The following is a 21,841-nucleotide window of genomic DNA, read 5'->3' on the forward strand; positions in this document are numbered from 1 at the left end:
GCCGTGAATCCGTCCATGGAGGCTCGGTCGCGCCATCCATGGCGCTCACGCCCCCACAACCGGACCCACCCCGCCTTCGACAGTTTCCCGCGATCTGTCGAAAGGGCTTTCTGCTCTGGTGGGTGCCGACCGTTGGTCGGCACTGGGTTGGATATCGATGTCTTATGGAAAAATCGTGTCGACCAAGGTCGACACCTACCAACAGCCGCCGTTGCCAGTAGATCCACGCCATGCGTGGATGAATTCATTCGATATCTGACAGATGTGCCGACCAACGGTCGGCCCCCACCAACAGCCGCGTGAACCTGTCAGAGGCGGGGCACTGTGGGTTCGCGGGGTGTGAGCCGCATGGATGCGGCGACCAAGGCTACATGGACGTACTTGCGCCGCCCCCGCGAACCCACAGTGCCCCGCCATCCCACGGAATGCCGCTCTGGCCCTGGCTTTGGCAGTTGCAGTTGCACTGAGCGGGTGCCGGGCGCAGCCCGGCCGACCAACCCCTTGATTTCGGGACAATCAGCCATACCCCTTGGCGAGGCCGCACGCGCTGGCGCGGCATTGCACACGGAGCCTTATCGATGACCGAGACCACCCAGACCGAAACCCTTGGCTTCCAGACCGAAGTCAAGCAGCTGCTGCAGCTGATGATCCACTCGCTGTACTCCAACAAGGAAATCTTCCTGCGCGAGCTGGTCTCCAACGCCGCCGACGCCGCCGACAAGCTGCGCTTCGAGGCCCTGACCCAGCCGGCCCTGCTGGAAGGCGACAGCGAACTGCACGTGCGCGTCAGCTTCGACCCCACCGCCCACACCATCACCATCGAAGACAACGGTATCGGCATGAGCCGCGCCGAAGCGATTGCCCACCTCGGCACGATCGCAAAGTCCGGCACCGGCGATTTCCTGCGCCAACTGTCCGGCGACCAGAAGAAGGATTCGCAGCTGATCGGCCAGTTCGGCGTCGGCTTCTACAGTGCCTTCATCGTCGCCGACGAAGTGGAAGTGACCTCGCGCCGCGCTGGCCTGGCTGCAGGCGAAGGCGTGCGCTGGACCTCGCGCGGCGAAGGCGATTTCGAAGTCGCCACGATCGACAAGGCCGAGCGCGGCACCCGCATCGTGCTGCACCTGAAGGACGGCGAGCACGACTTCGCCGATGGCTGGCGCCTGCGCAGCATTCTCAAGAAGTATTCGGACCACATCGGCCTGCCGATCCAGATGCCGAAGGAAGGCGAAGACGGCGCTGCCGGCGAGTGGGAGACCGTCAACCGCGCCAGCGCGCTGTGGACCCGCCCGCGCACTGAGATCAGCGACGCCGAGTACACCGAGTTCTACAAGCACGTGGCACACGACCACAGCGATCCGCTGGCGTGGAGCCACAACAAGGTCGAGGGCAAGCTGGAGTACACCTCGCTGCTGTATGTGCCCGGCCGCGCACCGTTCGACCTGTATCACCGCGATGCACCCAAGGGCCTGAAGCTGTACGTGCAGCGCGTGTTCGTGATGGACCAGGCCGAGCAGTTCCTGCCGCTGTACCTGCGCTTCATCAAGGGCGTGGTCGATTCCAACGACCTGTCGCTGAACGTCTCGCGCGAGATCCTGCAGTCCGGTCCGGTCATCGATTCGATGAAGGCCGCGCTGACCAAGCGCTCGCTGGACATGCTGGAAAAGCTGGCCGCCGACAAGCCGGAGCAGTACGCCACGTTCTGGAAGGAATTCGGCCAGGTGCTGAAGGAAGGCCCGGCCGAGGACTACAACAACCGCGAGAAGGTGGCCGGCCTGCTACGCTTCGCTTCCACCCGTGGCGACGGCGATGCGCAGAGCGTGTCGCTGGCCGACTACCTCGGCCGCATGACCGAAGGCCAGGACAAGATCTATTACCTGACCGGCGAGAGCTACAGCCAGGTGCGCAACAGCCCGCACCTGGAAGTGTTCCGCAAGAAGGGCGTGGAAGTGCTGCTGCTGACCGACCGCATCGACGAGTGGCTGATGGGCTACCTGACCGATTTCGACGGCAAGGGCTTCGTCGACATCGCCCGTGGTGACCTCGACCTGGGCGCGCTGGAAACCGAAGCGGACAAGCAGGAACAGGAAGCGGCGGCCAAGGACAAGCAGGGCCTGGTCGAGCGCCTGAAGACGGTGCTGGGTGATGACGTGGCCGAAGTGCGCGTCTCGCACCGCCTGACCGATTCGCCGGCGGTACTGGCCATCGGCGAACAGGACCTGGGCCTGCAGATGCGCCAGATCCTGGAGGCCAGCGGCCAGAAGGTACCGGACAGCAAGCCGGTGCTGGAGATCAATCCGGGCCACCCGTTGATCGCCAAGCTGGATGCGGAAGCCGATGGCGCGCGTTTCGACGACCTGGGCAGGGTGCTGTTCGACCAGGCCGCGCTGGCCGCCGGCGACAGCCTGAAGGACCCGGGTGCCTATGTGGCGCGCCTGAACAAGCTGCTGCTGGAGCTGTCGGTCTGATCGAGGCGGTGGTCGCCGGGCATGGCCCGGCGCTACCGGGTGCTGGTGGATGCCAACCTTGGTTGGCATTCCTGCTTTGGTAGGTGCCAACCTTGGTTGGCATTCCTGCTTTGGTAGGTGCCAACCTTGGTTGGCGCCCCAAAAGCGTGCCAACCAAGGTTGGCACCTACCAAGGCGGGTCGAGCGTGCCAACCAAGGTTGGCACCTACCAGGCTGGGTCGAAGCGTGCCGACCAAGGTTGGCACCCACCAGGGGCGGCGGTTGGCACCTGCCAAAACGGTGTTGCTCAGGCGTCCCGATCCAGCAGTGAGCCCAGCATCTGGTCCTGGCGACGGATCACTGTGGCATTGGCGACGAAGGCCACGACCTCGGCTTTCGCGGCCAGCAGATCACCCAGCGGCGCGCCGGCATCGGCGCCGATAGACGCCACCGAAGCCTGCACCCCACCCTGCTCGGTGGTAATGCGCTGCAACTGCAGGTGCTGGGCATCCGGGGTCGCCAGGTTGGCCACGTTGTGCGCGGCCACCTGCACGCCCTGCTGGGCCGCACGCATCCCGCTGAGGGCGATTCCCATCACGTTGTCCATTGCGGTCTCCGGGCCGCACGACGCAGCCCTCCGGACCGGTTAACGGCCGGCGGGCCGCGACCTTGAGTCCACATCGGCCCGACAGGCCCGAGTGGTAGCATATCCCTCTGATTTCAGCGCCTTTTGCCAATGCTCAGTTTTTTCCGCCGCAAGAAGCCCCAGGATGCCCCCGCAACGGAGGCGCCCAAGACCCAGCACTACTCGGCTGAAGAGCTGGCGGCGGCATTCCCGTCGGCCGCGCCGGTCGAGGACAAGGAGCCGGCGCCGGTAGCAGTACCGGCCGAGCCTGTACCGGTCGAGCCGCCCCCAGCAACCGCCGTTCCGGTCGCTGTCGAGCCCACCCCGGTTATTCCGGCCCCAGCCGCACCGGTTCCGGCAGCTCCTGCGCCGACGGCTCAGATCGACGTCGCCCCCATCGCGACCCCGGCCATCGAACCGGCACCCGCACCACTGCCTGAGCCCACCCCGGCACCGGCACCGGTCACCGAGGACCTGCCTGCGGCCGCCTCGATCGACGCCGTTCCGGCGCCGGCTGGCAAGCCCGGCTGGCGCGAACGCCTGCGCAACAGCGTCATCGCGCGCAGCTTCGGCGGCCTGTTCTCGCGCAACCCCAAGCTCGACGACGACCTGCTGGACGAGCTGGAAACCGCGCTGATCACCGCCGACGTCGGCGTGGGCGCCACCACCGACCTGGTCGAGGGCCTGCGCAAGCGCATGAAGTCGCGCGAGTTCGCCGACGCCAATGCGCTGCTGGCCGCGCTGCGCGCCGAGCTGATCGCAATCCTGCAGCCGGTGGCCAAGCCGCTGGTGATCGACCGCAACGCCAAGCCCTTCGTGGTGCTCACCGTCGGCGTCAACGGCGTTGGCAAGACCACCACCATCGGCAAGCTGGCCAAGCGCTTCAAGGACGATGGCCACAGCCTGATGCTGGCCGCCGGTGACACCTTCCGCGCCGCCGCCGTGGCACAGCTGCAGGCCTGGGGCGAGCGCAATGGAGTGGCCGTGGTCGCGCAGGGCCAGAACGCCGATGCCGCTTCGGTGGCATTCGACGCGCTCCAGGCCGGCAAGGCCCGTGGCACCTCGGTGCTTATCGCCGACACCGCCGGCCGCCTGCATACCCAGTCCGGCCTGATGAACGAGCTGGGCAAGATCCGCCGCGTGCTCGGCAAGATCGACCCCACCGCCCCGCACGAAGTGCTGATGGTGATCGACGGCACCACTGGCCAGAACGCGCTGTCGCAGCTGCGCCAGTTCAATGCCGCAGTGAACGTGACCGGCCTTGTGGTGACCAAGCTGGACGGCACCGCCAAGGGCGGCGTGGTGTTCGCGCTGGCCCGCGAGTTCGGCATTCCGATCCGTTTCGCCGGCATCGGCGAGCGCCCGGAAGACCTGCGCGTGTTCGACCCGGAAGCTTTCGTCGACGCCCTGCTGCCCGAAGCGCTGGGCGCCTGATACACCGTGCAGCCACGCATGGCGTGGCTCTACTGCAATCCGGTAGAGCCACCCCACGGGTGGCTCCTCTCTGGAACACCGATGCCCCGCCAGCCGCACGCCAGCGCCGGAACCACGCAGACCGATGGCTTCGTCGCCCACCTGCTGCATTGGTTCGACGACCACGGCCGCCACGACCTGCCCTGGCAGCACCCACGCAGTCCCTACCGGGTCTGGCTGTCGGAAATCATGCTGCAGCAGACCCAGGTGAGTACGGTCATCCCGTATTTCCAGCGGTTCCTGCAGCACTTCCCGACCCTGCCCGACCTTGCCGCAGCCAGCAACGACGCGGTGATGGCGCAGTGGGCCGGGCTCGGCTACTACGCCCGCGCACGCAACCTGCATGCCGCTGCGAAGCGCTGCGTGGAACTGCACGACGGCGACCTGCCGCGTGATTTCGATACATTGCATGCCCTGCCCGGCATCGGCCGCAGCACCGCCGGTGCGATCCTCAGCCAGGCCTGGAACGACCCGTTCGCGATCCTCGATGGCAACGTCAAGCGGGTGCTCAGCCGTTACCACGGCATCGATGGCTTCCCCGGGCTGCCGGCCATCGAGAAGCAGCTGTGGGCGATCGCCGAGGCGCATGTGGCGCAGGTGCCGGCCGGGCGCATGGCCGACTACACGCAGGCGCAGATGGACCTGGGCGCGACGGTGTGCAGCCGTGCCAAACCGGCCTGCGTGATCTGCCCGTTGCAGGATGACTGCGTGGCACGGCGCGAAGGCCGCACCGCTGAACTACCCACGCCCAAGCCCAGCAAGACCCTGCCCGAGCGCGAGGCCGTTGCGCTGCTGCTGCACGACGCCCAGCAGCGTGTGCTGCTGCAGAAGCGGCCGGACACCGGCATCTGGGCGCAGTTGTGGACGCTGCCGCAGGCCGATGCCGGCAGCGTGCTGCAGGACTGGTTCGACGTGCACGTCGACGGCTCGCTGGAAGAGGCCGAAGAGCTGCCAGTGCTGCAGCACACCTTCAGCCACTACAAGCTGCATCTGCAGGTATTGTCGCGGCAGGTACACGGACTGCGCGTGGAAGAACCCACGCTGCGCTGGGTCGCCAGCGACGAACTGCACGCGCTGGGCCTGCCGGCACCGATCCGCAAACTGCTCGACGGCGCAACGATCAAGACGCCGAAACGAAATTCCAAGAAACCCCGCAACCACGAGTGAATGCCATGTCCCGAACCGTCTTCTGCCAGTACGAACAACGCGATGCCGAGGGCCTGGACTTCGTGCCCTACCCCGGCGAACTGGGTCAGCGCATCTTCAACAACATCGGCAAGCAGGCCTGGGCTGCGTGGCTGGCGCACCAGACCATGCTGATCAACGAGAACCGCCTGTCGCCGCGCACGCCGGAGCATCGCGCGTTCCTTGAAGGCGAACTGGTCAAGTTCCTGTTCGAGAAGGACGCGGAAAAGCCGGCCGGCTTCACCCCGGAAGCCTGACACACAGGTAGTGCCGGCCGCTGGCCGGCAACCTGGCATCTGCGCGATGCCGGCCAGCGGCCGGCACTACCACGCTATTTCGTGCTTTCCTCGCGCTCCTGCACCTGCGCCTGGCGCAGCTCCTGCTCGGAGGCGCGCAGCGCCTTCACGTCCAGCTTGCGGATGCTGTCGATGAAGCACGGCATGCGCGGGCCACCGGCAGGGTCGCGCACCAGCACCTTGTCGAATCGCGCCGAAACACGGTTCATCTGGCTGGTCAGGCCGATGGCGGTGGCATACGGCAGGTCCTGGCAGGGACCCCTCAATTCCAGCAGATAGGCCTCGCTGGGACGCGTCCACACCGCCAACGCGCTGTCACCCAGTTCGGTCCAGCCGTTGAGGCTGCCGAAGAACTGCATGTCGTTCTGCGGCGCGCCGGCATGGGCACGGTACAGGTCAAGTTTCTCGGCAGAGCTGAGCCGGCCGGTGGTCGCGCAGGCGGCCAGCGCCAGGCAGAGTCCGGCCATCAGGATCGGGGTCTTCATGGCGATCTCCTCGGGGAACTGTCGCCATCATGCGCCTGCGCAGACAACGCCGGCGCGAAAGCCAGTACCCCATTCAGCAGCCGGTCGGCGGTCGCCCCAAGCAGGCCCAAGGCTCCGGATTCCGGTAGTCGCCAACCTTGGTTGGCGCTTGCCCTGCAAGAGCAGCCGACCAAGGTCGGCTTCCACCAAAGCGGGCCCGGCGCCTCAGACGTCGGCGTGGGCCAGCGCGTGCAGGCGCCCCTCGCGCAGCTCCAGCACCCGGTCCAGGCGCCGTGCCAGGCTGCGGTCGTGGGTCACCAGCACCAGGCTGGTATGCCGCGCCCGGTTGAGCTCCAGCATCAGCTCGAACACGGTGGCGGCGGTACGGTCATCGAGGTTGCCGGTCGGCTCGTCGCCGAGCACGCAGGCAGGATGATTGACCAGCGCACGCGCCACTGCGGCACGCTGGCGTTCGCCACCGGACAGTTCGCCGGGCTTGTGGTCCAGGCGATGGCCAAGGCCGACCGCTTCCAGCAGCGTGGTGGCCCGGCTGCTCGCCTCGGCCACTGCAGTACCGGCCAGCAGCACCGGCATCATCACGTTTTCCAGCGCGGTGAACTCAGGCAGCAGGTGGTGGAACTGATAGACGAAGCCCAGCGCCTGGTTGCGCAGCAGGCCGCGCGCGGTATCGGACAGCGCTGACATGCGCTGGCCGGTCACATAGACCTCGCCGGCGGTCGGAATGTCCAGGCCACCCAGCAGGTGCAGCAGCGTACTCTTGCCGGCACCGGAAGCACCGATGATCGCCACCGTTTCGCCGGCGGTCACGGTCAGGTCCAGGCCATCGAACACCGGGGTCTGCATGCGTCCTTCGGCGTAGGTCTTGCCCAGTGCTTCGGCGCGGATCACTTCATCGCCGCGGTTGAAGACCTTATTCATAACGCAGGGCCTCCGCCGGCTGGGTGCGTGCTGCCCGCCAGGCGGGATACAGGGTGGCCAGGAAGCTCATCAGCAGCGCGACCACGGTGATCGCCACCACGTCGCCGGTCTGCATGTCGGTCGGCAGGCCGGTGATGTAGTACACATCCTCCGGCATCAGCTTGACGTTGAACACGCTCTCGATGGCACCGAGGATGCGCTCCAGGTTGAGTGTGAGGGTGATGCCACCGATCAGGCCGGCCAGCGTGCCGAAGATGCCGATCAGCGAACCCTGCACCATGAACACCTGCATCACCCCGCCCGGGGTCAGGCCGAGCGTGCGCAGGATGGCGATGTCAGCCTGCTTGTCAGTGACCAGCATCACCTGCGAGGACACCAGGTTGAACGCGCCCATGGCGATGATCAGCGACAGCAGGATGCCCATCACCACCTTCTCCATGCGCAGCGAGTGGTAGAGGTTGGCGTTCTGCTGGGTCCAGTCACTCACGCGGTACGCACCACCGAGGTTCTGCGCGAGGTCCACGCCCACTTCCAGCGAGCGGTCCATGTCGTGCAGCTTCAGCCGCACGCCGGTGGCGCCATCGGAACGCAGCACGCGCTCCAGGTCCTTCATGTTGGCGAAGCCGACGCCGCGGTCGACCTCGTTGTAGCCGGCCTCGAAGATGCCGCTCACGGTAAAGCGTTTCATCCGTGGCACCGCACCGGCAGGCGTGCCCTGCACTTCGGCGAACGTCACCAGCACCTGATCGCCAACGTCCACGCCCAGCCAGATCGCCAGCTCCTTGCCCAGCAGCAGGTTGAAGCTGCCCGGCGTGAGGCTGTCATAGCTGCCCTTGGTGACCTTCTTGTCGATCACCGATACCTTCGGCTCCAGCGCCGGATCGATGCCCTGGATGATCGCGCCCTGCACGCGCGGGCCGCTGATCATCGACTGGATCTCGATGTACGGCGCAGCACCGGCCACGCGCGGGTCCTTGCTGGCCACGTCGACTACGCGCATCCAGTCCGGCATCGGCTCGCCGTCGCGGCTGATGGTGGTGTGCGCGGTCATCTGCAGCAGGCGGCTGCGGATTTCCTTCTGGAAACCGCTCATCACCGCCAAGGTGGTGATCAGCACCGTGACGCCGAGCGCGATGCCCAGGATCGATGCCATCGAGATGAAGGAGATGAAGCCGTTGCGGCGCTTGGCGCGCAGGTAGCGCAGGCCAATGGCCACGGGAATGGGTTTGAACATGCAGGCACGCCGGTCAATTCAGCTTATGGTGCCATCGACCGGGGCCTACGGGAAACGCCACGTGCGGCCACGGCCAGTCGCAGTTCACGTCGCTGCCCGGAATCGAGCACATCCGGCCAGAACAGCAGGCGCCGGCGGCGCCGATCCTCACGCCAGAGCAACAACAGCCATGGACCACGCACGACCAGCTGGGGTGTATCGGCGTCCTGCCCGGCCACCTGCAGCGGCTCGGGCGGTGCTGGCAGAAGCACCTGCACGCGCGGCCTGCGCTGTCGCCAGGCCAGTTCGGCCAACCCGATGACCCAGGCCAGCACCACCGCGGGCATCAGCAGCCGTGAAGGCAGATCCGATGCACGCAGCAGCCAGGGCGCAGCCAGCAGCACCGCCAACTGGGCGGCAGCCTGCAGCCGCGAGGGGCGCCACTCAAGGCTTGAGGGCGAGGATCTTCTGCATGAGGGGGATCGCGTGCGCATGTGGACAGGCCTCGTAGCCCATGAACCAGCGCCACAACTTATCGTCCTCGCAGTCGAGCAGGAACAGGAAAACCTCGCGCTCTTCGGTCGGCGCAGTGCTCCATTCGTGGTCCAGGTAGCGACCGAACAGCTGGTCCAGCTCACGCATGCCGCGGCGGCAACGCCAGCGCAGCTTCTTCAGCAGAACGTCTTCTTCCATCATGTTTCTCCAGATACAGCAAAGCCACGCATGGCGTGGCTCTACTGGGGTGGCACAGCCACGCGTGGCGTGGCTCTACCGGGTACAGCCAGGCCTGATCAGGCGCGGCGTTCCATCATCAGCTTCTTGATCTCGGCGATCGCCAGCGCCGGGTTCAGGCCCTTCGGGCAGGTCCGGGCGCAGTTCATGATGGTGTGGCAGCGGTACAGCTTGAACGGATCTTCCAGATCGTCCAGGCGTGCACCGGTGTCCTCATCGCGCGAGTCGATGATCCAGCGGTAGGCCTGCAGCAGGATCGCCGGGCCCAGGTAACGCTCGCCGTTCCACCAGTAGCTCGGGCAGCTGGTCGAGCAGCAGGCGCACAGGATGCACTCGTACAGGCCGTCCAGCTTCTTGCGGTCTTCCGGCGACTGCAGGCGCTCACGGTCCGGCGGTGCCGGGGTCTGGGTGCGGATCCACGGCTTGATCGAGGCGTACTGCGCGTAGAAGTGGGTCAGGTCCGGAACCAGATCCTTGACCACGTTCATGTGCGGCAGCGGGTAGATCGGCACTTCCTTCTTGCCGCAGTCCGAGATGGCTCGGGTGCAGGCCAGGGTGTTGGTGCCGTCGATGTTCATCGCGCACGAACCACAGATACCTTCGCGGCAGGAGCGGCGGAAGGTCAGGGTCGGGTCGATCTCGTTCTTGATCTTGATCAGGGCGTCCAGGACCATCGGGCCACAGGCGTCCAGATCGACTTCATAGGTATCGGTGCGCGGGTTGCTGTCGTCGTCCGGACTCCAGCGGTAGATCTTGAAGGTGCGCACGTTCTTGCCGCCGTTCTTGACGGGGAAGTGCTTGCCCTTCGTGATCTTGGAATTCTTGGGGAGTGAAAACTCGGCCATGGCTGCTCTCGTTGGCTCAGGCGGCCCGCGCCCGTGGGCGCGGATTGCATGGTAGGCGGGGTCGGATCAGTACACGCGCGGCTTCGGCGGCACCACGGACACGTCATCGGTCAACGTGTACATGTGCACCGGACGGTAGTCGAAGCTGCACTTGCCCTTCTCGTCGACGCTGACCAGGGTGTGCTTCTGCCAGTTGACGTCGTCGCGGTCCGGATAGTCCTCGTGCGCATGCGCGCCGCGGCTTTCCTTGCGCTGTTCGGCCGAGTTGATCGTCGCCACCGCGTTGAGCAGCAGGTTGTTCAGCTCGTAGGTCTCGATCAGGTCCGAGTTCCAGACCAGCGAACGGTCGGAGACCTTCACGTCCTGGAACGAGTCGAAGATCTTGTCCATCTTCTCGCAGCCTTCCTTCAGCGTCTGGCTGGTGCGGAAGACCGCCGCGTCGGCCTGCATGGTGCGCTGCATGCGATCGCGGATGACCGAGGTCGGGGTATCGCCGTTGGCGTGGCGCAGCTTGTCCAGAAGGCCCAGCGCCTTGTCGCAGGCATCGGCCGGCAGCGGCTTGTGCGAAGCGCCCGGCTTGATGGTCTCGGCGCAGCGGTTGGCCACTGCACGACCGAACACCACCAGGTCCAGCAGCGAGTTCGAGCCCAGGCGGTTGGCACCGTGCACCGACACGCAGGCGGCTTCACCGATGGCGTACAGGCCCGGCACGACCGCATCCGGGTTGTCGCCGACCTTGCGCACGACTTCGCCGTGGTAATTGGTCGGGATGCCGCCCATGTTGTAGTGCACGGTCGGGATGACCGGGATCGGCTGCTTGTGCACGTCGACGCCGGCGAAGATGCGGGCGCTTTCTGCGATGCCCGGCAGCTTCTCGTCGATCACGCCCGGGCCAAGGTGGGTCAGGTCGAGCAGGATGTGGTCCTTGTGCTCGCCGACGCCGCGGCCTTCGCGGATCTCGATGGTCATCGAACGGCTGACCACGTCGCGCGAGGCCAGATCCTTGTAGTGCGGTGCATAGCGCTCCATGAAGCGCTCGCCGCTGCTGTTGCGCAGGATGCCGCCTTCACCGCGGACACCCTCGGTGATCAGGCAGCCGGCGCCATAGATGCCGGTCGGGTGGAACTGCACGAACTCCATGTCCTGCATGGCGATGCCGGCACGCATGGCCAGGCCGCCACCGTCGCCGGTGCAGGTGTGCGCCGAGGTGGCGCTGAAGTAGGCACGGCCGTAGCCGCCGGTGGCCAGCACCACGCCCTGGGCGCGGAACAGGTGCAGGGTGCCGTCGGACATGTCCAACGCCAGCACGCCGCGGCAGGCACCTTCGTCATCGAAGATCAGGTCGAGTGCGAAGTACTCGATCATGAAACGTGCGTCGTGCTTCAGCGACTGCTGGTACAGGGTGTGCAGCATCGCGTGGCCGGTACGGTCGGCCGCCGCGCAGGTACGCTGCGCCGCCGGGCCTTCGCCATACTTGGTGGTCATGCCACCGAACGGACGCTGGTAGATCTTGCCTTCGGCAGTGCGCGAGAACGGCACGCCGTAGTGTTCGAGCTCGATGATGGCCGGAATGGCCTCACGGCACATGTACTCGATGGCGTCCTGGTCGCCCAGCCAGTCCGAGCCCTTGATGGTGTCGAAGAAGTGGTAGCGCCAGTCGTCCTCGCCCATGTTGGCGAGTGCGGCCGAGATACCGCCCTGGGCGGCAACGGTGTGCGAACGGGTCGGGAAGACCTTGGTCAGGCACACGGTCTGCAGGCCCTTGGCGGCCAGGCCGAACGTGGCGCGCAGGCCGGCACCGCCGGCGCCCACCACGACCATGTCGTACTTGTGTTCGGTGATCTTGTAAGCGGACATCTAATCTGGATTCCTGTGTTGGTGCCTGGGCTCAGGCAACGCCGAGGGCGATGCGGCCCACCGCAAACACACTGACGATCATGCCGAGCACGGCGACGAACTTCACCGCGGTCTGCAGCACCAGGGCCAGCAGCGATTCGTGGATGTAGTCTTCCAGCACGACCTGCATGCCGAGCTGCGCGTGCCAGAACATGGCGATCAGCAGGCCGATCAGCGGCACGGCGTTCCACGGCTTGGCCACGGCGGCGGCGGCGGTCGCGTAGTCCGAGCCCAGCAGGCTCAGCACGAAGACCAGGAACCAGATGCCCAGGGCCACCAGGGCGGCGGCGGTCAGGCGCTGGTGCACGAAGTGCTCGGTGCCGGTCTTGGCCGAACCGAGGCCGCGTACGCTCTTCAACGGGGTACGGAACTTGCTCACGCGGCACCTCCGAACATCACATAGGCCCACACCAGCAGGGTGATCACCAGGCTGCCGATGACCGACAGCCAGCTGCTGCGGATGAAGGCGGGGATGCTGAAGCCGATGGCGAAGTCCTGCACCACATGGCGGATGCCATTGCACAGGTGATAGGCGAACGACCATGTCCACGCGAACAGGAACACGCGGCCATACCAGGCCCCGGCGTGGCCGGTGAAGCAGTTCCAGGACTCGGGCCCCATCATCAGGGCCAGCAGGCCGGCGGCGATGATGAGGGCACCAACAGACAGAAAGACGCCAGTGGCTCGATGCAGGATCGAGGTGGCCATCTGAATCTGCCAGCGATACACCTGAAGGTGCGGGGAAAGTGGGCGTTGTCTGGTCGCCATTCGCTGGGCTCGTTGTCTCGGCTGGGCGGCACGCGGCCGCGTTGGCTCAATGCTGATCAGAAATCGATGCAGCGTCCGTTTTTCTCCCAATCGCCGTACCGCACCGGATCAAGTCCGCCGCGGCCGCCGAATTCCTCTGCTTTTTCCTGTTCCACGGGCACGGGTGCCGCGGGGACCAGCGGGGCTTCAGATTCGTCGTCGGGAGTGGGGGTTGTTTGGCCTATCATGTTCGGTCTCGCAACGCACAAATTTTAGACCTCGTTCACGTGCCTGACAACCTGCCCCCTGCTTTCGTCGGATATCCGCGCCTGCCCGGCCACCAGCTGCTGAGCCTGCAAGGCCCGGATGCGGCTGTCTTTGCCCACGCCCAGTTCAGCAGCGATGTCACCGCCCTGCCCCTGCAGCACTGGCAGTGGAGCGTCTGGCTGAGCGCCAAGGGCCGCACCCTGGCGGTGTTCCAGCTGCTTCGGCTGGCCGACGATCACGTGATGCTGGTGCTGGCCGACAGCGATGCCGATGCGATTGCGTCGCAACTGCAGCGCTTCGTGTTCCGCCGCAAGGTGAAGGTGCAGGTGCGCAGCGATCTGGCCGTGGCCGGCGCGTTCACTGCGCCCGAAGCCGCCAGCGGCGCTGCGATTGCGCAGACCGCAGGTGACGGCTGGGAGCTGGACCTGGGCAGCGACGCCCTGCCGCGGACCCTGCGCATTGGCAGCGCCGATGCCTTCGCCGCCGGCAGTGAAGCCGATGAGGCCGCTTTCGCACTGGCCTGGCGCCAGGCCGACCTGCGCTACGGCCTGCCCCGGCTGCAAGAAAGCCAGCGCGAAGTGTGGACCCCGCAGCAGCTGGGGTTGGACCGCCTGAACGGTTACAGCGTGAAGAAGGGCTGCTATCCCGGCCAGGAAATCGTCGCCCGCACCCACTTCCTCGGCAAAGCCAAGCGCGCGGTGCAGCTGCTGCATACCGCGGCACCGGCGCAGGCCGGCGATGGCGTGCAGCAGGATGGCGCAGCGCTGGGCACGATTGCCTGCGTGGCCGGCGACCTGGCACTGGCGGTGCTGCCGCTGGAAGCCAGCGACGCTGATCTGCAGGTGGGTGATGCGATCGCGCAGCGCATGCCGTTGCTGGATGGCCTGGCGCGCTGAGCCCGGTGGATGAAGGAATGGTAGTGCCGGCCGCTGGCCGGCAACCATGCATGGTTGAAGTTGCCGGCCAGCGGCCGGCACTACCCGTTACAGCCGCTCGCCGGATTCCGGGTTGAAGAAGTGCAGGCCCTGCGGGTGGATCGCCACGCGGATCTGCTCGCCCACCGCCGGCAGCGACTGCGGCGCCACGCGCATGGTCAGCGCGTGCTGGCCACTGCTCAGGTTGACGAAGATCTCGTTGCCGACCGGTTCGATGCCTTCAATGCGTGCGACGAACGCATGCGCATCATCGGCAGCCGCCGGTTGCAGGTGTTCCGGACGCACGCCCACCGCGATCGGCTTCTGCAGCCATGCCGGATCGATCGTGGCCTGGCCCAGCGGTGCGCGCCATTCGCCGTCGACCACGGTCACGCCGCCGGCATCGCCCTGCAGCGTGCCACGCAGCACGTTCATCGCCGGGCTGCCGAGGAAACCGGCCACGAACAGATTGGCCGGGCGGTCGTACAGCGCCATCGGCGTATCGATCTGCTGGATGATGCCGTCCTTCAACACCACGATGCGCTGGCCCAGGGTCATTGCTTCGACCTGGTCGTGCGTCACGTAGATCATGGTGGTGCCCAGCTTGCGATGCAGCTGCGCGATCTCGGTACGCACGCTGTGGCGCAGCTTGGCGTCGAGGTTGGACAGCGGCTCGTCCAGCAGGAACACCGCCGGCTCGCGCACCAGTGCACGGCCCAGCGCAACACGCTGGCGCTGGCCACCGGACATCGCCTTGGGCAGCTTGTCCATCATCTCGGTCAGGCCCAGGGTCTGCGCTGCTTCGGCGATGCGCTTGTCGATGGTCGCCTTGTCATGCCCGCGCAGCTTCAGGCCGAAGGCCAGGTTCTCGGCCACGGTCATGTGCGGGTACAGCGCGTAGCTCTGGAACACCATGGCGATGTCGCGGTCCTTCGGCGCCACGTCGTTGACCACGCGATCACCGATGGTCAGCGTGCCGCCGCTGATCTCCTCCAGGCCAGCCACCATCCGCAGCAGGGTCGACTTGCCACAGCCGGACGGACCGACCAGCACCATCAGCTCGCCATCGGCGACCTCGAAGCTGGCGTCCTTCACCGCGACCTGGCCGTTGTCATAGACCTTGCGCACACCCTGCAACTGCACTTTTGCCATATCACCTATCCGGTCCGCCCGAAGCCGGGCTGTCTTTTGGGACTGCCTCGGCCCTCCCGATGGCAGTGATGATTGCGCGCCTGCCGCATGACGGCGAGCACTGCAATCGAATACAGTTGCCCATTCTGCCATGTAAACGTTTTCACGTGGCACTATCCGATGATCGGTGCGCACCGATCTGCGTCGGCGGTTGAACGAAGGTTCCGCAGAGGCAGTGGTTTCGAATGGAACGGTCTTCCGCTACCCCGGAGATCGCACCTGACGAACCTCGGACAGGCAGTTGCGCGGATGTCCCCCGAACCCAGCCATGAAGCGATTGACAACGATGTCACCCGGATCTGAAACTCGAGCGATGCACGACACCCTCTTCCTGTTCGGTGCCACAGGTGATCTGGCCCAGCGCTACCTGTTCCCTTCGCTGCTTCGCCTGCTTGGCGACGGCCTGCTGCCGGAGGACTTCCGCATCCGTGCGCTGGCCCTGTCCGGGCATGACACCGAAGCCTTCCATGACATCCTGCGGCCGCGCCTGCAGCAGGCCATGCCGATGGCCACGCAGGACGACATCAGCGCCCTGCTGCGCCGCATCGACTATCGTTCGGTGGACCTGCGCGACGTCGACTCGGTTGCCGCCGCGGTCTCCGACCTGGTGCACCGCAAGTGCGTCAGCTACCTGGCCATTCCGCCGGGCCTGTACATCTCCACCTGCGAAGGCCTGGCCAAGGGTGGCGCCCTCGCCGCACCGGCACGCCTGATGCTGGAGAAGCCGATCGGCAGCGACAGCGAGAGCGCCGAGGAAATCATCAGCACCATCGGCCAGTGGATCGACGAGGACCGCGTGTTCCGCCTCGACCACTACCTGGGCAAGGCCGCAGTGCAGAACCTGATCGCTCTGCGCTTCGGCAACACGCTGCTGGAAGCGGTGTGGAACCGCAACTACATCGAATCGGTGCACATCCTGGTGGCCGAGAGCGAAGGCGTGGATGGCCGCGACGCCTACTACGCCCGCTCCGGCGCGCTGCGCGACATGGTGCAGAGCCACATCCTGCAGCTGCTGTGCATGGTGGCGATGGAGCCGCCGGCCTCGCTGGAAGCCGACCGCATCCGCGACGAGAAGGTCAAGGTGCTGCGCGCCCTGCGCCCGCTCGATGCCAAGCACGCCGCGCGTGACAGCATCCGTGGCCGCTACACCGCCGGTACCATCAACGGCCAGCCGGCCCAGGCCTACCAGCCGCCGGAAGGCAGCGACGTGGAGACCTTCGCCGGGGTCACCGCGCATATCGACAACTGGCGCTGGAGCGGCGTGCCGTTCCACCTGGTCACCGGCAAGCGCCTGCCCGAACGCACCACCCGCGTGGTGGTCACGCTGAAGCCGGTCACCCACTGGCTGTTCGAGCGCCCGCAGCGCGCGCAGGCCGCACCGAACCGTCTGGTGTTCCAGCTGCAGCCGCAGGAAAACATCGAACTGGGCCTGATGAGCAGCCTGGCCGGCCCGGAATGGGGCGCGCTGGAGCTGCATCCGCTGGAACTGGAACTGTCGGTGCCGACTGGCCTGCACCGCCGCATCGCCTACGAACGCCTGTTCCTGGATGCCTTCAACGGCAACCACACGCTGTTCGTGCGCGATGACGAAGTGCGCGCCGCCTGGGCGTGGATCGACAGCGTCGCCGACGCCTGGAAGGATGCCAAGCTGCCTCTGGAACCCTACCCCGCCGGCCAGTGGGGCCCGGCCAACGCGGGCGAGTTCCTGCCGCAGGGCGTGGACGCGCCGGACAGCGGAGCGTCGGCATGAGTGCCAGCTCGCAGCCGGTGCTGGTCGCCGACATCGGCGGTACCAACGCCCGCTTCGCCCTGGCCGACACCTCGCAGGACGCACCGCTGCAGAAGGACAGCATCCGCGAGTACGCGGTGGCGGAGTTCCCGTCGCTGGGTGATGCCGCGCGCCACCATCTGGAACAGATAGGCGCCACGGCAAGCCGCGGCGTGTTCGCGGTGGCCGGTCGCGTCGACGGTGACGAAGCGCGCATCACCAACCACCCGTGGGTGATCTCGCGCAGCCGCACCGCCGCCATGCTCGGCTTCAACGAGCTGCACCTGATCAACGACTTCGCCGCACAGGCGATGGCGATTTCGCTGCTGCAGCCCGATGACGTGGTCCAGGTCGGCGGTGCCGCCTGGGTGCCGGGCAAGCCCGGCCAGCCGCGCAACTACGCGGTGATCGGGCCGGGTACGGGCCTGGGTGTCGGTGGCCTGATCCTGCGCCACGGCCGCTGCTACCCGCTGGAAACCGAAGGCGGCCATGTCAGCTTCCCGCCGGGAACCCCGGAGGAGATCCGCATCCTGGAGATCCTGTCCGAACAGTTCGGCCGCGTCTCCAACGAGCGCCTGATCTGCGGCCCTGGCCTGGTCAACATCCATCGCGCCGTATGCGAGATGGCCGGCATCGATCCGGGCCAACTGCAGCCGGTGGACGTGACCGCCCGCGCCCTGCACGGTGACCCGCAGGCGATGCGCACCGTCGATGTGTTCTGCGCCGTGTTCGGCGCCATCGCAGGCGACCTGGTGCTGACCCAGGGCGCGTGGGACGGCGTGTTCCTGACCGGCGGGCTGACCCCGAAGATGCTCGATTCGCTGCAGCACTCCGGGTTCCGCCAGCGCTTCGAACACAAGGGTCGCTTCTCCTCGATCATGGCGCGGGTGCCCTCGTTGGCCGTGATGCACCCCCACGCCGGACTACTGGGCGCCGCCGCCTATGCCGCCGACGCCGAACGTGACGCACCTGGAGTTGCCGCATGAGCCCCACCACCTTCCACGACGACCGCATCGAGTTCATCCAGCACGGCGATGCCGATGGCTGGATCGAGGCGGTGGCCGCCGAGATGGCGCAGACCCTCAACCACGACATCAACGAAGTGGGCCGCACCCGCATCCTGTTGTCCGGCGGCACCACGCCGGCACCGGTGTACCAGGCGCTGGCCGAACTGGACGTGCACTGGGACCGCGTGGAAGTGAGCCTGGCCGATGAGCGCTGGCTGTCGCCGCAGGATCGCGACAGCAATGCCTGGCTGGTGCGCGAGAATCTGCTCAAGCGCGCCGAAGGTGCGCATTTCGATCCGCTGGTGCGCATCGGCAAGCCGCTTCCGGAATGCGTGTACACCGCCAACCTGCAGGCGCAGCACAGCCAACCGCCGAGCCTGGTGGCGCTGGGCATGGGCAACGACGGCCACACCGCCTCGCTGTTCCCCGGCTCGAAGGACCTGGCCCGCGCACTGGAAAGCACCCTGCCCTATGCGGCGCTGGATGCCACCGGCTGCCCGGGCGCGAACCAGTGGCCGCTGCGCATCACGCTGACCCCGCATGGCCTGCGCCAGTGCCGCCAGCGCCTGCTGCTGCTGCGCGGCAAGCAGAAGCTGCAGGTACTGCGCCAGGCGCTGGACAGCAATGACGCCCAGCAGTACCCCATCCTCAATGCGATCAACCTGGAAGGCGCGCGCCTGCGCGTCCACTGGGCTGATTGATGTTGGCGGCGGCGCCGTGCCGCCGCTTGCCTCTCGCCACCACGAACGCCGGTAGCCAATGAGCCTCCATCCGCAACTGCAAGCCATCACTGAGCGTGTCATCCGCCGCAGCGCCGCCTCGCGCGCCGCCTACCTGGCCGCGATCGACGCCTCCCTGCGTGAAGGCCCGTTCCGCAGCCGCCTGAGCTGCGGCAACCTCGCCCACGGGTTCGCCGCCTGCGGCGGCACCGACAAGAGCCGCCTGCGCGGCGGCGTGACGCCGAACCTCGGCATCATCACCGCCTACAACGACATGCTGTCGGCGCACCAGCCGTTCGAGACCTATCCCGAGCAGATCCGCGAGATCGCCCGCGAGCTGGGCGCCACCGCACAGGTGGCCGGCGGCGTGCCGGCGATGTGCGACGGCGTCACCCAGGGCCGCGGCGGCATGGAACTGTCACTGTTCTCGCGCGATGTGATCGCGCAGGCCACCGCGATCGGGCTCAGCCACGATATGTTCGACACCACCGTCTACCTCGGTGTGTGCGACAAGATCGTGCCGGGCCTGCTGATCGGTGCGCTGGCCTTCGGCCATCTGCCGGCGGTGTTCGTGCCGGCCGGCCCGATGACCCCGGGCATCCCGAACAAGCAGAAGGCCGAAGTGCGCGAGCGCTATGCCGCTGGCGAAGCCACCCGCGAAGAACTGCTGGAAGCGGAGTCCGCGTCGTACCACGGCGCCGGCACCTGCACCTTCTACGGCACTGCCAATTCCAACCAGGTACTGCTGGAAGCGATGGGCGTGCAGCTGCCGGGCGCATCGTTCGTCAATCCAGGCACGCCGTTGCGCGACGCCCTCACCCGTGAAGCCACCGAGCGAGCGCTCGACATCACGGCACTCGGCGACGACTTCCGCCCGTTGGGCCGGATCATCGACGAGCGCGCGATCATCAACGCGGTCATCGCACTGATGGCCACCGGCGGTTCGACCAACCACACCATCCACTGGATCGCGGTGGCGCGTGCGGCCGGCATCGTGCTGACCTGGGACGACTTCGACGAACTGTCGCAGCTGATCCCGCTGCTGGCCCGCGTCTATCCGAACGGCGACGCCGACGTGAACCGCTTTGCAGCTGCCGGCGGCCCGGCGTTCGTGTTCGGCGAACTGATCAAGGCCGGCCTGATGCATGGCGACCTGGTCAGCGTGGCGCGTGGCGGCATGACCGACTATGCGCGCGAGCCGCAGCTGCGCGACGGCCAGCTGGTCTACCTGCCGGGTCTGGAACGCAGCGCCGACGAAGAGGTGGTGCGTGGCGTCGACAATCCGTTCGAACACCAGGGTGGCCTGCGCCTGCTGCGCGGCAACCTCGGCAAGTCGCTGATCAAACTGTCGGCGGTGAAGCCGCAATACCGCACGATCGAAGCACCGGCGGTGGTGGTCGATGCGCCGCAGGTGTTGAACAAGCTGCATGCCGGCGGCCTGTTGCCCGAGCATTTCGTGGCGGTGGTGCGTTACCAGGGCCCGCGTGCGAACGGCATGCCGGAACTGCATTCGCTGGCGCCGCTGCTGGGCCTGCTGCAGAACCAGGGCCGGCGCGTGGCGCTGGTCACCGACGGCCGCCTGTCCGGCGCCTCGGGCAAGATTCCTGCGGCGATCCATGTGACGCCGGAAGCGGCGCGGGGTGGTCCGCTGGCCAAGGTTCGCGAGGGCGACATGATCCGCCTCGATGGCGAGGCCGGCACGCTGGAAGTGCTGGTGGACGCAGCCGAATGGGCCGCACGTCCGCTGGCGCCGAACACCGCACCGGCAGCGCATGACCTGGGTCGCAACCTGTTCGCGATCAACCGTCGCGTGGTGGGTCCTGCCGACCAGGGTGCGATTTCGATTTCGTGCGGGCCGGCGGCGGCTGATGGTGGGCCGTGGGACTACGATTCGGAGTATGAGCTGGGGCACGATGCCGCGGCGGCGGCGGCGCCGCATGAGGCGAAGGATGCCTGAGGGTTGAAGAGCGTTGCGGGTTCTACGTGGCGGTGAGTTTCCTGGTTGAGGGCGCGGGTAGCCCCAGCCGGGACACGCCGTAAACCCTTCCATGGGGGCTCGGTCGCGGCATCCATGCCGCTCACGGTCCCGGCTGGGGCTACCCGCGCCCTCCTGACACTCTGCGGCGCATCGACGCCGCGAAGTGATCACTGAAAATCAAATTCAAAAGCAGAAGCAAAGGCAGAAGCAGAGCTATGGGTATCGAACAACATCAGGTGAAGGCGGCGGAGCTGTTGCGTGCGGCGGGCATCCTGCCGGTGGTGACGATTCATACGCTGGACCAGGCGCGTGCGGTCAGCGCGGCGCTGCTGGAAGGTGGCTTGCCGGCCATCGAGCTGACGCTGCGTACGCCGGTGGCGATGGAAGCGCTGGCGATGCTCAAGCGTGAGCTCCCGGACGTGGTGGTGGGCGCCGGTACGGTGCTGACCGTGGAGCAGATGCAGCAGTCCATCGATGCGGGTGCGGATTTCCTGGTGACCCCGGGTACGCCGCCGGCGCTGGCTGATGCACTGGCCGCTGCGCCGCTGCCGGTGGTGCCGGGTGCGGCAACGCCGACCGAGCTGCTGTCGCTGTATGCGCGGGGCTTCCGTGTGTGCAAGCTGTTCCCGGCCACGGCCGTGGGTGGGCTGGCGATGATCAAGGGCCTGGCCGGCCCGGTTGCCGACCTCAAGCTGTGCCCGACCGGTGGCATCACCGAAAACACCGCCGCCGAGTACCTCGAGCAGAAGAACGTGGTCTGCATCGGCGGTTCGTGGATGGTGCCGGGCAACTGGATCGCCAACGGCGAATGGGACAAGGTGCGCGCCAGTGCCACCGACGCCGCCAAGATCATCCAGCGCGTGCGCGGCCACTGAGCCCGACAAAGGGGTAGAGCCGAGCCCACGCTCGGCTCCGGCATCATCAAGGGTCAGAGCCATTTCCCACCGGGAAAGGGATCCGACCCCAGGCGACGAGCGCGCACAGCGCGCGACCCGCTCCTGCTCTTCCTTCATCATTCCGCGGTGGACGCGCACGGAACCTGTCCGTGGCCACGCGGAGGGATTGCGCAGGGGCGTAAGCGCCATGGATGGCGCGCCCGAGCCTCCAGGGATGGATTCACGGCGTCCCCTGCGCA

General features: G+C 66.8%; 22 protein-coding genes. 10 read left to right on the forward strand and 12 right to left on the reverse strand.

The features are described from left to right. The first annotated feature begins 578 nt into the window (after window positions 1–578). Window positions 579–2,468: a molecular chaperone HtpG gene (gene htpG, locus R1L06_RS18970; protein ID WP_317218476.1), complete on the forward strand. Its 1,890-nt coding sequence runs from the start codon at window positions 579–581 to the stop codon at window positions 2,466–2,468. A 286-nt stretch (window positions 2,469–2,754) separates the two neighbouring features. On the opposite strand, the gene R1L06_RS18975 is transcribed toward htpG, so the two are convergent. Further along, on the reverse strand, window positions 2,755–3,054 hold the full coding sequence (locus R1L06_RS18975; protein WP_317218477.1) for a hypothetical protein: 300 nt from the start codon (window positions 3,052–3,054) through the stop codon (window positions 2,755–2,757). A 129-nt stretch (window positions 3,055–3,183) separates the two neighbouring features. Between R1L06_RS18975 and ftsY the strand changes: the two genes are divergently transcribed. The 3 genes from ftsY (at window position 3,184) to R1L06_RS18990 (ending at window position 5,987) form a co-directional block, all read left to right on the forward strand. Beyond that, window positions 3,184–4,506 (forward strand): signal recognition particle-docking protein FtsY, encoded by a 1,323-nt coding sequence (gene ftsY, locus R1L06_RS18980; RefSeq protein WP_317218478.1) that lies wholly within the window; start codon window positions 3,184–3,186, stop codon window positions 4,504–4,506. A gap of 81 nt (window positions 4,507–4,587) precedes the next feature. Beyond that, window positions 4,588–5,712: an A/G-specific adenine glycosylase gene (gene mutY / locus R1L06_RS18985; RefSeq protein ID WP_317218479.1), complete on the forward strand. Its 1,125-nt coding sequence runs from the start codon at window positions 4,588–4,590 to the stop codon at window positions 5,710–5,712. Between the two features lie 5 nt (window positions 5,713–5,717). Next, window positions 5,718–5,987 (forward strand): oxidative damage protection protein, encoded by a 270-nt coding sequence (locus tag R1L06_RS18990; protein ID WP_004153160.1) that lies wholly within the window; start codon window positions 5,718–5,720, stop codon window positions 5,985–5,987. A gap of 74 nt (window positions 5,988–6,061) precedes the next feature. Here the strand turns inward: R1L06_RS18990 and R1L06_RS18995 are convergent, their stop codons facing one another. The 10 genes from R1L06_RS18995 to R1L06_RS19040 form a co-directional block, all read right to left on the reverse strand. After that, window positions 6,062–6,511 (reverse strand): DUF6491 family protein, encoded by a 450-nt coding sequence (locus R1L06_RS18995; protein WP_049460626.1) that lies wholly within the window; start codon window positions 6,509–6,511, stop codon window positions 6,062–6,064. Between the two features lie 204 nt (window positions 6,512–6,715). Beyond that, window positions 6,716–7,429, reverse strand: a complete 714-nt coding sequence (gene lolD, locus R1L06_RS19000) for a lipoprotein-releasing ABC transporter ATP-binding protein LolD (RefSeq protein WP_005409083.1) — start codon at window positions 7,427–7,429, stop codon at window positions 6,716–6,718. Beyond that, window positions 7,422–8,663, reverse strand: coding sequence for a lipoprotein-releasing ABC transporter permease subunit (locus tag R1L06_RS19005; RefSeq protein WP_049434175.1), 1,242 nt, complete (start codon window positions 8,661–8,663; stop codon window positions 7,422–7,424). Before R1L06_RS19005 ends, lolD begins: the two co-directional genes overlap by 8 nt. Window positions 8,664–8,686: 23 nt before the next feature. After that, window positions 8,687–9,136 (reverse strand): hypothetical protein, encoded by a 450-nt coding sequence (locus R1L06_RS19010; protein WP_071229280.1) that lies wholly within the window; start codon window positions 9,134–9,136, stop codon window positions 8,687–8,689. Next, window positions 9,087–9,335, reverse strand: a complete 249-nt coding sequence (locus R1L06_RS19015) for an FAD assembly factor SdhE (RefSeq protein WP_005409080.1) — start codon at window positions 9,333–9,335, stop codon at window positions 9,087–9,089. Before R1L06_RS19015 ends, R1L06_RS19010 begins: the two co-directional genes overlap by 50 nt. Window positions 9,336–9,433: 98 nt before the next feature. Continuing rightward, a complete protein-coding gene (locus tag R1L06_RS19020) occupies window positions 9,434–10,219 on the reverse strand; it encodes a succinate dehydrogenase iron-sulfur subunit (protein ID WP_005409079.1) in 786 nt (261 codons plus the stop codon). Window positions 10,220–10,285: 66 nt separating this feature from the next. Further along, window positions 10,286–12,076: a succinate dehydrogenase flavoprotein subunit gene (sdhA, locus tag R1L06_RS19025; RefSeq protein WP_049445482.1), complete on the reverse strand. Its 1,791-nt coding sequence runs from the start codon at window positions 12,074–12,076 to the stop codon at window positions 10,286–10,288. Window positions 12,077–12,107: 31 nt separating this feature from the next. Continuing rightward, window positions 12,108–12,494: a succinate dehydrogenase, hydrophobic membrane anchor protein gene (gene sdhD / locus R1L06_RS19030; protein ID WP_024958619.1), complete on the reverse strand. Its 387-nt coding sequence runs from the start codon at window positions 12,492–12,494 to the stop codon at window positions 12,108–12,110. Further along, window positions 12,491–12,883 carry a succinate dehydrogenase, cytochrome b556 subunit gene (gene sdhC / locus R1L06_RS19035; protein ID WP_024958620.1) on the reverse strand — a complete coding sequence of 131 codons (393 nt, stop codon included), beginning with the start codon at window positions 12,881–12,883 and terminating at the stop codon, window positions 12,491–12,493. Before sdhC ends, sdhD begins: the two co-directional genes overlap by 4 nt. Before the next feature lie 56 nt (window positions 12,884–12,939). Then, the gene (locus R1L06_RS19040) at window positions 12,940–13,110 is read right to left on the reverse strand and encodes a DUF1674 domain-containing protein (protein WP_005409075.1); all 171 of its coding nucleotides are present in this window, start codon (window positions 13,108–13,110) and stop codon (window positions 12,940–12,942) included. A 39-nt stretch (window positions 13,111–13,149) separates the two neighbouring features. On the opposite strand from R1L06_RS19040, the gene ygfZ reads away from it, so the two are divergent. Continuing rightward, complete coding sequence (gene ygfZ, locus R1L06_RS19045) at window positions 13,150–14,025, forward strand: CAF17-like 4Fe-4S cluster assembly/insertion protein YgfZ (RefSeq protein WP_317218480.1); 876 nt, start codon at window positions 13,150–13,152, stop codon at window positions 14,023–14,025. A gap of 87 nt (window positions 14,026–14,112) precedes the next feature. Here ygfZ and R1L06_RS19050 read toward each other — a convergent pair whose 3' ends face one another. Next, window positions 14,113–15,195 carry an ABC transporter ATP-binding protein gene (locus R1L06_RS19050; RefSeq protein ID WP_149909423.1) on the reverse strand — a complete coding sequence of 361 codons (1,083 nt, stop codon included), beginning with the start codon at window positions 15,193–15,195 and terminating at the stop codon, window positions 14,113–14,115. A gap of 352 nt (window positions 15,196–15,547) precedes the next feature. On the opposite strand from R1L06_RS19050, the gene zwf reads away from it, so the two are divergent. The 5 genes from zwf to eda all read left to right on the forward strand — a co-directional run bounded on the left by zwf (window position 15,548) and on the right by eda (window position 21,581). Then, window positions 15,548–16,984, forward strand: a complete 1,437-nt coding sequence (gene zwf / locus R1L06_RS19055) for a glucose-6-phosphate dehydrogenase (RefSeq protein WP_049400949.1) — start codon at window positions 15,548–15,550, stop codon at window positions 16,982–16,984. After that, window positions 16,981–17,988: a glucokinase gene (gene glk / locus R1L06_RS19060; RefSeq protein WP_049400948.1), complete on the forward strand. Its 1,008-nt coding sequence runs from the start codon at window positions 16,981–16,983 to the stop codon at window positions 17,986–17,988. The genes zwf and glk overlap by 4 nt, the downstream gene beginning before the upstream one ends. Beyond that, a complete protein-coding gene (pgl, locus tag R1L06_RS19065) occupies window positions 17,985–18,710 on the forward strand; it encodes a 6-phosphogluconolactonase (RefSeq protein ID WP_317218481.1) in 726 nt (241 codons plus the stop codon). The genes glk and pgl overlap by 4 nt, the downstream gene beginning before the upstream one ends. Window positions 18,711–18,768: 58 nt before the next feature. Then, on the forward strand, window positions 18,769–20,685 hold the full coding sequence (edd, locus tag R1L06_RS19070) for a phosphogluconate dehydratase (protein ID WP_317218482.1): 1,917 nt from the start codon (window positions 18,769–18,771) through the stop codon (window positions 20,683–20,685). Window positions 20,686–20,921: 236 nt separating this feature from the next. Then, window positions 20,922–21,581 carry a bifunctional 4-hydroxy-2-oxoglutarate aldolase/2-dehydro-3-deoxy-phosphogluconate aldolase gene (eda, locus tag R1L06_RS19075; RefSeq protein ID WP_049423523.1) on the forward strand — a complete coding sequence of 220 codons (660 nt, stop codon included), beginning with the start codon at window positions 20,922–20,924 and terminating at the stop codon, window positions 21,579–21,581. Window positions 21,582–21,841: the final 260 nt, after the last annotated feature.

Origin of the sequence: Stenotrophomonas mexicanensis (assembly GCF_032911605.1) — a bacterium.
GTDB lineage: Bacteria > Pseudomonadota > Gammaproteobacteria > Xanthomonadales > Xanthomonadaceae > Stenotrophomonas > Stenotrophomonas maltophilia_A.